Origin of the sequence: Qipengyuania sp. NPDC077563 (assembly GCF_044901345.1) — a bacterium.
GTDB classification, from domain to species: Bacteria; Pseudomonadota; Alphaproteobacteria; order Sphingomonadales; family Sphingomonadaceae; genus Qipengyuania; species Qipengyuania aestuarii.
The window spans coordinates 82,152-95,366 of record NZ_JBJDPC010000001.1; the positions used below are offsets into that span (position 1 = coordinate 82,152).

Here is a 13,215-nt window from a genome sequence, read left to right on the forward strand (position 1 = left end):
CAGAAACACGGGCCACGGCGTAAGTTTCCAAATTCGCAAGATTATCCCGCGTTCGCAACGATTTCGGCCCAAGCTGCCTCATCGATCACCTCGATGCCCAGCTCGGCCGCTTTTTTCAGCTTGCTGCCAGCCCCCGGCCCCGCCACCAGCAGGTCGGTCTTTGCGCTCACCGATCCGCTGGCCTTAGCCCCAAGCCGTTCTGCCTGAGCCTTCGCTTCGTCCCTGCTCATGGTTTCGAGCTTGCCGGTGAAAACTACTGTTTTGCCGTTAACCGGACTATCGCGGGTCTCAACTTCGAAGCGGGGCGGATCGACTTCGCTCAGGAGATCGTCCCATACCGCCTTGTTATGGTCCTCGTGGAAGAAATCGCCGAGGGCTTCGACGACAGCACCGCCTATACCGTCGATCGAAGTCAACGCGGCAGCAGCTCCCTCATCGCCCGCGCGCGCTTTCTCTGCAGTCTCGCGCAAGGCAGGAAGCTCGTGAAAATGCTTCATCAAATCGCGTGCCGTCACGGTGCCGACATGACGAATGCCCAAACCGAAAAGCAGGCTTGCCGCATCCGGTGAGCGCCTCGCTTCGATACTGTCCACAAGCTTTTCCACAGACCGTTCCTGCCAGCCATCAAGCGCGAGAATGGCGTCTCGGCGTTGCTTGAGACGAAAGATGTCGGCGGGACTTTCGAGCCATCCCAGGGCGAAGAATTGATCAATGGTCTTTTCGCCCAGCCCGTCGATATCCAGTGCCCCGCGGCTGACGAAATGTTTCAACCTTTCAGTGCGTTGCGCCGGACATATCAGGCCGCCTGTGCAACGCACATCGACTTCTCCCTCCTCCGCCACCGCTTCGCTGCCGCATTCGGGGCAATGGTCCGGAAATACGAATGGCGCGCGCTCGACGTCGCGTGTCAAATTATCCACAACCTGTGGAATAACGTCGCCAGCCCGCTGAACCACCACCCGATCGCCCGGCCTGACTCCGAGCCGTTCGATCTCATCGCGGTTATGGAGCGTGACATTCGTGACTGTGACGCCGCCCACCAGCACTGGCGCAAGGCGACCTACGGGGGTCAGCTTGCCAGTACGACCGACCTGGATATCGATTGCTTCCAACGTCGTCTCGGCCCGCTCCGCCGGGAATTTATGCGCCAGGGCCCAGCGCGGTGCCTTGGCGACAAAGCCCAGACGCTGCTGATAGTCGAGCCGATCGACCTTGTAGACGACGCCGTCGATTTCGTAAGGAAGATCAGGACGATCGCGGGCGATCCTGTCATAGTGAGCAAGCATTCCCGTAACGTCCTTTACGCATGTAAAGAGAGGCGAGACCGGCACGCCCCACCCCTCGATCCTGCGTATTACCTCTTCCTGCCTGGCCCCCGGCACTGCCGACGCTGCGCCCCAGCCATGGGCCCAGAACTTGAGCGGCCGCTTCGCCGTTACGGCGGCATCCTTCTGCCGGAGGGAGCCCGCAGCAGCGTTGCGCGGATTGGCAAAGAGCTTGCCGCCCGCTTCTTCCTGCGCCTCATTCAGAGCCTCGAAATCGGACTTGGCCATGTAGACCTCACCGCGGATTTCGAACACCTCCGGGATATCGGCACCCGAAAGTTCCTGTGGGATGTCAGCGATGTGGGCAACGTTGGGAGTGACATCTTCACCGACCTGGCCGTCCCCACGCGTGGCAGCGCGTACCAGCTTGCCCCCCTCGTAGCGCAGAGAGCAGGAGAGACCGTCGATCTTGTCCTCCGCCGTAATGGCAATGGCGTCACCCTCGTCCAGCGAGAGAAAGCGCCGCACGCGCGCCATCCACTCCTCCACTTCCTCAGGCGAAAACGCGTTGTCGAGGCTCATCATGCGAACCTCGTGCGTCACCTTGGATAGCGGAGAAGAAGCTATTTCATGCCCGACGGCCCGGGATGGGGAATCATCCCGCACAAGATGGGGAAACGCCTCTTCCAGCTCGGCATTGCGTCGCACGAGAGCATCATATTCCTGATCCGTGATCAGCGGCGCGTCCTCTGCATGATAAAGCTTGTTGTGCTTAGCGATTAAGCGCGCCAGGCGCATCAGCTCGTTCGCTGCTTCGGCTTCACTGATCTCCATGGCTTGGCTCTAAGCAGACGTTGCGAGATTCGCCATAGCCTCGCGGGTCACATGCCCACTAATCCCGGATCATCTCGGCCCGCGCGAGTTCCGAGCATTCGTGTCACACACCCTCTAGCAGACGGTCCGCCTGTGCCCTCGCCTCTGGGGTAACTTCGGCACCCGAGAGCATTCGAGCGATTTCTTCCTTGCGACCGGCTTCATCGAGCAGACCCACACTTGTCCGGGTGACAGTGCCGTCCGAACTCTTGGCGATCATGTAGTGAGTCCGGCCACGCGCAGCGACCTGCGGGCTGTGCGTGACCGCAAGCAGCTGACCATCGGACGCAAGCCGCGCCAGACGTTCGCCGATCGCGCTGGCGACCGCGCCGCCCACGCCGCGGTCGATCTCGTCGAAGATAACCGTGGCCGCCCCGCCCTGCTCCGCCAAGGCAACCTTCAAGGCAAGGATGAAACGCGACAATTCCCCGCCGCTGGCAATCTTGTTCAAAGGCGCAAAATCCGCGCCCGGATTGGTCGCGATCAGGAACTCGACGCTATCCATCCCATGCGGTCCCCAGCGGTCCTGGGGCAGTTCTGTTACCGCAGTCTTGAACCGTGCCGCATCGAGCTTGAGCGGCGCCAGTTCGCGTGCCACGGCATCATCCAGTTTTAGCGCCGCAGCGGTGCGCGCTGCGTGCAACGCTTCGGCTTCCGCGCGATATTTGCCCTCGGTCTCGACAGCTGCGGCCTCCAGTGCATCCAGCTCAGCTTCACCTCCTTCGATGGAGTCCAGCTGACTGCGCATCGTGCGCATGGCTTCGGGCAGCTCGTCGACCTCGCAGCGGTGCTTTCGGGCCAGCGCCCGCAATTCGAACAATCGCGTTTCTGCAGCTTCGAGTGCAGCCGGATCATGGTCGAGCGCTTCCGCAGCCGCTTCCAGCTTTTCTTCGGCTTCCCCGGCCTCGATCACAGCACGATCCAGCGCGCTAAGAGCCTCGGCCAGCAGGGGATGCTCGGCGGCGATCCGGTCCAGCTTGCGGGCCGCAACCCGGAGGCTGGCAAGCGGCGAGTCCGAGCCTTCCCACAGATGACGCAACTCTTCCAGATCGCCGGAAAGCCGCTCACCTTTTTGCATGTCGGCACGCGTTTCGGCCAATCGCGCCTCTTCTCCCGCTTGCGGTTCAAGGGACGTAAGCTCGCTCAGGTGAGACAGGAGCAGATCACGATCTTCCCGGGCCTGATCCAGCGCATCGCGCACGCTCGCAAGCCGGGCCTCGGTTTCGCGCCATTTGGCCCAAGCCTGTTCCACCCGCGCGGTCCCTGCACCGGCGAACCGATCGAGCAGCGCCCGGTGACCGCGCGGATTGACCAGCCCCCGATCATCATGCTGCCCGTGCAGTTCGACGAGGATGCCCGCGATTTCGCGGAGCATGGCCACGCCGACCGACTGATCGTTGATGAAGGCCTTGCTGCCGCCATCTGCCTTGAGTTGGCGCCGAATGATTAGCGGCTCTCCGGGTTCAATCTCGATATCGGCGTCGTCGAGTGCATCGACGATCTGCTCGGGCAAGGACGAGAATTCGAAACTTGCCGAAACGCTGGCCTTAGCTTCGCCGGCGCGAACCAGACCGCTGTCGGCGCGGTTGCCCAGCACGAGACCCAGCGAGTCGAGCAGGATGGACTTGCCCGCCCCGGTTTCCCCGGTCAGCACGCCAAGACCACGCCCGAAATCGAGATCGAGCGCTTCGATCAGCACTATATTGCGAATGGAAAGCCGGGTCAGCATTGCTACCCTATGTAACGCAGCCGGAACGCCGCGTCACTGTTCCCCTTATGATCGACTTGTGAATAGTCGTTCGCCGGTCAGCTGGCCGAGACGCCAGCAGCATTGTCCTCAATGAGCTCGTAAGCCTTCTCGTACCATTCATTGCCGGGATAATTCGCGCCGAGGACGGCAGCATATTTTACCGCCTCCGGCTTGATCCCCAAGGCAAGGCTGCTTTCCACCAGACGATAGAGGGCTTCGGGCGCATGGCTTGTGGTCTGATAGGTATCGACCACATTCTGGAACCGGATCTGCGCGGCGATCCAACGGCCCGAGCGCTGGTAATAGCGGCCGATTTCCATTTCCTTGCCGGCCAGATGATCTTGGACAAGGTCGATCTTGAGACGCGCGTCCGCAGCGTACTGAGTTTGCGGGAAACGACGATTTACTTCGCGCAGCGCAGTCAGCGCCTGCTCGGTCACCTTCTGGTCGCGCTGAACATCGCTGATCTGCTCATAATAGCTGAGCGCGATCAGGTAATAGGCATAGGGCGCGTCCTTGTTACCCGGGTGGATCGACAGGAAACGCTGCGCCGAAGCGACAGTCTTGTTGTAGTCGCCAGCGACATAATAGCTGAACGCACTCATCAGCTGGGCACGGCGGGCCCAAGGCGAATAGGGATGCTGGCGCTCCACCTCATCGAACAGCGCAGCGGCCAATTGCGGCTTCCCGCTATCGAGTTCCGACTTGGCCTGACCGTAAAGCGTCTCCACATCGCGCGCGACATAGGCCGTGTCTTCGGGCCGGTTCGAACCGCCACCGCAGGCTGCAGTGAGTGTGGTGGCAGCAGCGAGTGCGCCGAAGGCGAGCATGCGGGTGGTGCGCGATTGGGTCTTCATAGGGCCGAGCCTATAACCAGCACCCCGCTGAACGCCAAGTGAAGTTATCGGCGATTTCACCGCTTCCGCGCACACACCCGCAACTGGCCGCATCATTGCGTGGCGGGCCAGTCTGCTTCTTCCTGGCCGCGAGTCTTCCAGAGCGAATAGCCCACCCCTGCGCCGATCAGTCCGATCGTGACCCCGAGACTGAGCCATGGCGGCATCTTGCCACCGTCGAGCAGGAAATCGGAGACGAAGATCTTGCTACCGATGAAGACCAGCACGGCCGCCAACGCATATTTCAGATAGTGGAAGCGATGGACCATTGCCGCCAGAGCGAAATAGAGCGCCCGCAATCCCAATATCGCGAAGATATTAGACGTATACACAATGAAAGTATCCGTCGTGATCGCGAAAATGGCGGGAACGCTGTCCACTGCGAACACCAGATCAGCGAGATTGATCACGACGAGAGCGAGCAGCAGGGGCGTAGCGGCACGCACCATTTTTCCGGTCTTGGCATCCTCTACCTCCACGAGGAAGCGCTGCCCGTGCAGGTCCGGGGTGACGCGCATGTGCCGACTGATCCATTTCACCGCCGGATTGTTGCCCACATCCATCGGCTCGTCCCCGGCAAAGAACATCTTGATTCCGGTCACGATCAGGAAGGCGGCGAAAAGATAGAGCACCCAATAAGCTTCCGCCAGAATAGCCGCGCCGCCGGCAATCATGAGGCCGCGCAGCACGATCACGGCCATGATACCCCACAAAAGCGCGCGGTATTGGTATTTTGGCGGGATCGAGAAGTAGGTGAATATCAGACTAATAACGAAGACGTTGTCGATCGACAGCGCTTTCTCGATGAAGAAGCCCGTATAATACTGCATGCCCGCTTCAGGCCCACGCTCGACCCAGACCCAGAAACCGAACAGCAAGGCGACCCCGATATAGAACACGGATAGTTTCAGGCTCTCCGCAATTCCGATCTCCTTGTCCTCCTTGTGGAGGACACCGAGGTCGAACGCGGTAAGGACAATCACGATCGCAAGGAATGCCGCCCAGAACCACAGAGGCGTTCCTTGCCAGTCTGAAAGGAAGAAGTCGGTCATGCGTGATGCTCCTTAGCTGGGTTCAGGGCCGGGAGAGCGGACTTGAGCAGGAAGTAACCGGTCAGTGCGGCGACCGTTGAACCTGCGAGCACACCAAGTTTCACGGCATCGATCTGATCCGCAGTCGTAAATGCGAGATTCCCGATGAAAAGGCTCATCGTGAAGCCAATCGCCGCGAGCAGCGATAGAGCGTGGATCTGACGCCAGTTCACATCGTTAGGCAGGCTGGCGAGCTTCATTTTTACGGCCAACCAGGCGAACCCGAAGATACCGAGCTGCTTGCCGATCAGGAGCCCCAGCGCGATGCCGAGCGGCAGAGGATCAAGCAGAGCCGATGGCTCGAGCCCCACAAGCGTAACGCCGGCATTGGCGAAGCCGAAGACTGGAATGACCAGAAACGCGACCCACGGATGAAGCGCATGCTCCATCCGCTCCAGCGGACCATGATCGCTGGAGCGATCCAGCGGTATCGTCAGCGCGGCGGCGACGCCAGCCAACGTCGCGTGAACGCCCGATTTGAGGACGAATGCCCACATCAGGATTGCCAGCAACACATAGGGTATCGTCGAGGCGACCTTCGCGCGGCCCAGTGCCAGCATCGCGATGAAGACCATTGCAGCTGCAGCCAGCATCCCGGTGTCGATTTCGCCGGAATAAAACAGGGCGATAATGGCGATGGCGCCGATGTCGTCGATCACGGCAATTGCCAGCAGCAGCGCCTTCAACGCAACTGGCACCCGCGGGCCGAGCAAAGACAGAATGCCAAGCGCGAAGGCGATGTCGGTCGCGGCCGGGATTGCCCAGCCCTGGATATTGTCGGGCGTGCCGAGATTGAGACCGATGAACACGAGAGCAGGCAAAGCCATGCCGCCGAGAGCCGCGACGAGCGGTAGCGAGGCTTTGCTCCAGCTGGATAGCTGGCCTTCCAGTACCTCTCGCTTCACCTCAAGACCGACAAGGAAGAAGAAGACGGCCATGAGACCGTCGTTGATCCACAGCAGCAAGGGCTTGTCGATAACGAAACTATCGATAGCGAAGACGACCGGGACATCCAGCAGGGCGATATAATTGGCAGCCAGCGGCGAATTGGCCACCGCAAGCGCAAGTGCCGCCGCGAAAATGAGGACGATGCCGCCGGCGCTTTCCTTTTGCAGGAAGTCGCGCAGCAAGGGGGTGATGGCTTTGACCATGATATGCTCCGGATAGTAGGGAAGCGGTGAAGCTTGCTTGGGCGATCAGCGGCCCGCCAGGAGGCAAGGAGGCTTTCCCAAGGGTAAGCCACCATGCGTCAGCGATTTGCACTGCGCAGCCGACCCGCACAGCAGATGCGGTCGCACGGACCTCCCACGGTCGAATGCCAGTATGGAATGTTCCGCCGTCATCATACGCTCCCTGATCGAACTTCAAATCGATCGGACTACCGGCGCGGGACGGGCTAAGAAAAAGAAACGGGCCTATCAGCTGGCATCGGTATGTCCGATACGGCCGACATCACGTGCGCAAGAGCGCCCGCCAGAGGGGCCCGGTCCGTGTTGAGCCTTATAGCCCAACTGAACGGGAATTCAAGCCGCGCGCCGATTCAGCCAGCGCGCGGCGTGTTTCGTTGCGCTTCAGCCTTCACTAAACCCGTCGGGCGCATCCCACAGCAAATGGCGGGTTTCCAGCATGACGAGATTGTTGCTGCGCACGATTTCGCCGCGGGTCTTGTAGCCCAGAAGCTGCTCGGGATCGGTGGAGGGATTGTGGGTCAGCACACGCAATTCCTCGCTGGTGAAATCGGTAAGCCCGCGTGCCCGCTCGATCCCCTTGCTGTCATAGATGTGCAGCACGTCCCCGCGTGTGAAATCGCCGTCCATGCTGACCACGTCTGCGCGGCGGATCGGCCGCTCTCCCTGCGCCAGCGCATCGGCCACCGCTTCGGAGACCACGAGACTTCCCGCCATCTGTAGGCGATTGGCAATCCAGCTGTCCCAGCCCGACAGCGGGTTCGGATTGGGCAGCACCTTGGTCGCCCGGCGGCTGCCGTCGAGCACGGTCGACAGCGGACGATCCACCTCGCCCTGCGCGATCCAGGTCGTCACGCCGGCTTCCTGCGCCATATTCGCGGCCTGAAGCTTCGTTTCCATGCCGCCGGTGCCCAGCGTGCTCTTACCCTTGGTCGCGGCCATGTATGGGCCAACATCGCTCACCTCCGGGATGAACTCGGCATCCGGATCGTCCGGGTTGCGATCGTACAGACCGTCCACCCCTGTCAGGATAATGAAGTCGGTCGCACCGACCATCTGCGCCACCTTCGCGGCGAGGCGATCGTTGTCGCCCACGCGGATTTCCTCGGTCGTGATCGTATCGTTCTCGTTGACGATCGGCATCACGCCGGATTCCAGCAGCCGATGCACGGTGTTGCGGGTGTTGAGGAAACGGCGATGATCTTCGAAGTCCCCAAGCGTCAGAAGGACCTGCGCGATTTCGAAACCGAATTCATGGCCAACCTGCTTATAGGCGTTCAGGAGCAGCGGCATGCCGCAAGCGGCAGCCGCCTGCTTGTCCGAAACCCCTGCGCTTTCCGGCGTTTCGCCAATGATCCGCAGACCGAGCGCGACCGAACCCGACGAACAGATGATGACATCGTTACCCTCGGCGCGCAGCGTGGCGACATCTTCGAGCAGGCGTTGCAGGAAACCATATCGCGGGGTCAGGAGTTCCTGATTGGCAAGCAATGCCGAACCGATCTTGACAACAATATTGCGTTTCTTGGTCATATCTAAAAAATATCTCTAACTTGAAATTTCTGTGTCAGAACGTAGATAGGGATGGTGCAGTGCACAACCGGATTTTTAAGAATATCGAATGCGCAAAATGCTGGAAGTATTCTTCGAAGAAATAGCGAAGACTTAATTGGATCGTTATTTCACTTTGGAACTAAATTAAGAATTACACAGAGCGCCTTGAGCGCGGAAACGGAATTCTACCATTATCAATTCTATACTTATTGTCGGCTGCGGAAAAATGGGCTCCGCGTTACTTTCGCAATGGGTTTCCGGCCCGGAGGCGATAACCGTGGTGGACCCCATGGCCAGCGATCTGCCTGAAAAAGTCACGCTCGTGCGTGATGGTTCCGAAATCGCCGACGAACGTTTCGACTGCATTGTCGCAGCGGTCAAGCCGCAGATGTTCGATGATGTGATGCCCGGATATGCGGAGAACCTTGCGGATGACGGTTACATCATCTCGATTGCCGCAGGCTATTCCGCCGCGCGTCTGTCGAAATTGATGGGCGACAAGCCCGTGGTTCGCGTCATGCCCAACCTTCCTGCGGCGGTCGGCCGCGGAGTGAGCGGCGTCGTTGCCGGGCCTCACACGGCCGACGGCCATATGGCCCACGCTGTCGAATTCATGGAACGGGCCGGCACGGTCGTGACCGTCGATAGCGAAGAGAAGCTGGACCGCGTAACCGCTGTGGCAGGCTCGGGTCCAGGCTATGTCTTCGAGATCGCCCGCGCCTATGCAGAGGCCGCCATGGCACAAGGCTTCAGCGAAGAAGAGGCCCGTGAAATGGTCCTCGGCACTATCGGCGGCGCCATCGCCATGGCCAGCGAACCAGGCGCCCCAAGCCTCGAAGACCTACGCAATTCGGTGACGAGCAAAGGCGGTACCACAGCCGCCGGCCTCAACGCCCTTAATGGCGACAATGGCCTAACCGACCGAATGCATGCTACACTCCAGGCCTGCTACGACCGGGCGGTAGAGCTGCGCTGACGACAGCGCCTCCCGCTCCGATACAAGACGAAGAGAGAGACTATGAACGACCAGACGCTAGACACGCAGATCCACATCACCACGCTGGGCCAGAACGCCCGCAAAGCCGCCCAAGGCCTGCTTTCCGCGAGCACCGACGCAAAGAACACTGCATTGCGCGAGGCCGCCAAGGCGCTGCGTGAGAAGACGCCCGAGCTGCTCGAAGCCAATGCCGAGGACGTGAAGAGCGTCGAGGGGAAGAAGCCCGAAAGCTTTATCGATCGTCTGAGGCTCACCGAAGATCGCATCGAGGGCATGGCGTCTGCACTCGAAGAAATCGCGGAGTTGCCCGATCCCGTCGGACGCAGCCTGGCGACTTTCGACCGGCCCAACGGCCTCAAGATCGAACGGGTTGCCGTACCGATCGGTGTCATCGGCATGATTTACGAAAGCCGCCCAAATGTCGGCGCAGATGCCAGTGCTCTTTGTTTGAAGAGCGGCAACGCCGTCATCCTTCGCGGTGGCAGCGAAAGCCGTCACTCCACTCGTGTAATCGTTGATTGCATGCGTAAGGGCCTCAACGCGGCTGGCCTGCCCGAAGATGCAGTCCAGACTGTCGGCACGACCAACCGTGAAGCCGTTGCGGCGCTACTCAAGGCCGATGAATATGTAGACCTCGTGATCCCCCGCGGGGGCCGCGGCCTCGTTGAACTGGTCCGCGACCAGGCAAGCGTGCCCACCCTCCTCCACCTCGATGGCAACTGCCATAGCTACGTCCACGAAGCGGCCGATCTCGACAAGGCTGCCGAAATCATCCGCAACGCCAAGCTGCGCCGCACCGGCGTCTGCGGCGCGACGGAAAGCATCGTGGTTGATCGGGCCGTGGCAAAGGACTTCATCCCCCGCCTCACCTCCGTCATGGGCAACGATTGCGAGCTGCGCGGTGACACGGAAGCGGTCGCCATCGACGATAGCATCAAGCCTGCCGACGATGCCGACTGGAACACCGAATACCTTGATCCCATCGCCAGCGTTAAAGTCGTCGATGGCCTCGACCAAGCGATCGAGTGGGTGTCCGAACATTCCTCGCATCACACCGATGCGATCATGACGGAAGACGACGCTGCGGCGAAGAAATTCATGACCAGCATCGACAGCGCGATCGTCATGCGCAATGCCAGCACGCAGTTCGCTGATGGCGGCGAATTCGGCATGGGCGCGGAAATCGGCATCGCCACCGGCAAGATGCATGCTCGCGGCCCTGTCGGCCTCGAACAGCTCTGCAGCTTCAAATACCTCGTCCACGGCGACGGGCAGACACGCCCGTAAGGCGAACCGTCAAAACCGATCAAAGAAGCCGCCGGAGCCTTCGCGCCCGGCGGCTTTTTCGTGTCAGATATTGGTGCTGCTCGGAATCAGGCTTGGCTGGAGATAGGTATACGGTCGCCGCCGCTGCGCGTTGCGCGCCACGATCTGCTCCTCAACCTGTTCCAGCGCCGACTGAAAGCGGGCCAGCGGCCCGCTCGCACCGCTGATCTTCGGATCGCGGAACCACTGCGGATAGGGAAATTGCGGCGAGCGGTAAGTTCCCAGCGGACGATAATAGAGCGAGCCGAGCAGATAGAGCGTTTTGAGCTGTTCTAGCGCCAGCGCCTCAGGCGGCATCATGGAAAGCCATTGGGGCTTGGTATTGCCATCCTGAGTATCGGGCACGCTCTGCCACAGGGCCCCGGTCACGGCCGGGGCGTATTCCATGATGTCTTTCTGCGGAAAATTGACCGCGGCATGCTGCGCGCTCGCAGTGAAGATGGTCATCGTGCACAGATCGATCAGGCTCTGGACGGTCTGCGGTGCGCTAAAGCCTGTCAGTTTGCCACTGCCCGCGATCGCTGCTGCCCACGCCTGGACCTCCGCGTCGCCGACGACATCGGCGTCCTCGGCATAATACGTCTCGATGTATTCGCGCACCCAAGTCTCGATCGCTCCCCAGATCAACAGGGCATCGTCGCGATAGGGATAGACGGCCAGGGGCGTTCCGGCGCCGACGCCTCGCGCCTCGATGTCGAGCGGAAGCATACCCTTGGCGAAATCGAAGGAGAGCCGGGCCTCCACAGCCGCCTTCTGGCTGCTCTGAATGGTGCCTGCAAAAATATGATCGATCGGGCCACCGGGCGTGATCAGGCTGGTTGCAGCCGCCTCGTTGATGAACATCGTGCCTTCGAAGTGGCGCACCAGCAATGCGTTGAGCGGATGCTGCTGCGCAAGATGGCGCTGGGTGGCCACGGCGATTGCCTCGATCACCAGATGCGTGCGCGCAAGATGCGCGAAGAGTTCATGGTAATTCCCGTCCGCAACCTGCACCACCAGCTTGGCCATTTCCCAACCCCATTCATGGGCGCTGTCCATGGCCGGTGTCATAACCGGACTGGCCGCATTGGAAGGATCGCAGTTGATGGCAATAGGCACCAGACTGTCTCCGCCGGGTGGCACCGCGAACAGGGCAACCGGGCAGGTCAGATATTTCGCGATGCCATTCCATAGGCCAGGCTCGATGATTGACAGAGGTGCGTAATCGCACTGGAAAAGCCGGCCATCCTCCAGCGCCGCATCCAGCGTATCGCCTGCCACGACAGCGGCATATTGCTCCGCCGTAATGGCGCAGCCTGACGGAATGGCGCTTACCGCCTCTATCAGTACGCTGTTGGGTCCGCCCACGCGCAGATGCGCGAATTCGAGATCGTCCTGGAAAGTATAGGCGATTGCAGGAACCGGGATCGTCTTGAACAGGTCGAGATAGTTTTCCAGCGTCCGCGGTCGCTCCTTGCCGAGCGCAGCAATCGTTGCACCGCGTAGCTCGAGAATGCCTTTCAGCTTGGTCGCGTGGTTCTGCAGATCCACAGTAACGACTTCCGCCTCGACCATGTGCAGGCAATCACCTGCCAGCGCCGCCAGTCCCTTGTGCCCGATCAGGTCACCGGCCAGCTTCACCTCAAGTCCCGCAATGTCCCTCTCGATCGCCGCAATCACCGCGCGATCGGCATCGAGTAATGCTGTATCGAGCGAGGACAGACCCTGCTCAACCAGAGACGTTTCCACCGCGACGACATTTTTTGCCATCTCGATCACGATACCCAGCAGCTTCAGCCACCATTCCACCGAGGGCTTTTCCGCCTCGGGCAAAACCTTGACCACCGGAACACCGTCTACGGCGGGCACGGTATCGGTCCATTCATATTGCGCCTGACTTTCAGCTAGTTGTTCCTTCCGGGCCTGCTGCTCTGCCGCTGTGTCATTTTGGGGCAGTGATGGAGAAAGTGGAGCTTGCTGTGGCATTATCGGTCCATCTGTCTTGCTGAAGTGCGGAAATGCGTACTCGACAAACGTTAACGCAAAGATTAGCAACTACGTAGTTATACGAGGGTAGGCCCGTTGGGAGATGTTAGGGCCTCGGGGGGTTTAACGTCTGCTTATGGGGAAGCTCGGCAAGATTGTCCGCGCAATAGCGATTCCGGATCTGCCGCAGGATGTGCGCGCGGATTACGTGATCGCGGCGGCGCAGCAGGTGAACAAGTAGGCGCGCTGGCTGTTTGTCGCGCTGCTGCTCACGTGCCCGCTCGCCATTTTCGTAACGCCGGAAAGCACCG

General features: G+C 60.4%; 9 protein-coding genes. 2 read left to right on the forward strand and 7 right to left on the reverse strand.

The genetic code is table 11. The features are described from left to right. Nucleotides 1–41: 41 nt before the first annotated feature. The 6 genes from ligA to proB all read right to left on the reverse strand — a co-directional run bounded on the left by ligA (nt 42) and on the right by proB (nt 8,595). Nucleotides 42–2,099, reverse strand: coding sequence for an NAD-dependent DNA ligase LigA (gene ligA, locus ACI2I1_RS00425; protein WP_404677471.1), 2,058 nt, complete (start codon nt 2,097–2,099; stop codon nt 42–44). Nucleotides 2,100–2,202: 103 nt separating this feature from the next. Next, nucleotides 2,203–3,867: a DNA repair protein RecN gene (gene recN / locus ACI2I1_RS00430; protein WP_404677472.1), complete on the reverse strand. Its 1,665-nt coding sequence runs from the start codon at nt 3,865–3,867 to the stop codon at nt 2,203–2,205. Between the two features lie 77 nt (nt 3,868–3,944). After that, complete coding sequence (locus ACI2I1_RS00435) at nt 3,945–4,745, reverse strand: outer membrane protein assembly factor BamD (RefSeq protein ID WP_221541427.1); 801 nt, start codon at nt 4,743–4,745, stop codon at nt 3,945–3,947. Nucleotides 4,746–4,837: 92 nt separating this feature from the next. Next, a complete protein-coding gene (locus ACI2I1_RS00440; protein WP_404677473.1) occupies nt 4,838–5,836 on the reverse strand; it encodes a TerC family protein in 999 nt (332 codons plus the stop codon). Beyond that, on the reverse strand, nt 5,833–7,026 hold the full coding sequence (gene nhaA, locus ACI2I1_RS00445) for a Na+/H+ antiporter NhaA (protein ID WP_404677474.1): 1,194 nt from the start codon (nt 7,024–7,026) through the stop codon (nt 5,833–5,835). The genes ACI2I1_RS00440 and nhaA overlap by 4 nt, the downstream gene beginning before the upstream one ends. 420 nt (nt 7,027–7,446) lie before the next feature. After that, nucleotides 7,447–8,595 (reverse strand): glutamate 5-kinase, encoded by a 1,149-nt coding sequence (proB, locus tag ACI2I1_RS00450; protein WP_404677475.1) that lies wholly within the window; start codon nt 8,593–8,595, stop codon nt 7,447–7,449. A 229-nt stretch (nt 8,596–8,824) separates the two neighbouring features. On the opposite strand from proB, the gene ACI2I1_RS00455 reads away from it, so the two are divergent. Together ACI2I1_RS00455 and ACI2I1_RS00460 are read left to right on the forward strand one after the other, a co-directional pair. Further along, nucleotides 8,825–9,592 carry a pyrroline-5-carboxylate reductase family protein gene (locus tag ACI2I1_RS00455; protein WP_404678301.1) on the forward strand — a complete coding sequence of 256 codons (768 nt, stop codon included), beginning with the start codon at nt 8,825–8,827 and terminating at the stop codon, nt 9,590–9,592. 42 nt (nt 9,593–9,634) lie between these two features. Then, nucleotides 9,635–10,900, forward strand: coding sequence for a glutamate-5-semialdehyde dehydrogenase (locus tag ACI2I1_RS00460; protein WP_404677476.1), 1,266 nt, complete (start codon nt 9,635–9,637; stop codon nt 10,898–10,900). Nucleotides 10,901–10,963: 63 nt separating this feature from the next. Here ACI2I1_RS00460 and ACI2I1_RS00465 read toward each other — a convergent pair whose 3' ends face one another. Then, nucleotides 10,964–12,904, reverse strand: a complete 1,941-nt coding sequence (locus ACI2I1_RS00465; protein ID WP_404677477.1) for a lipoxygenase family protein — start codon at nt 12,902–12,904, stop codon at nt 10,964–10,966. Between the last annotated feature and the right edge of the window lie 311 nt (nt 12,905–13,215).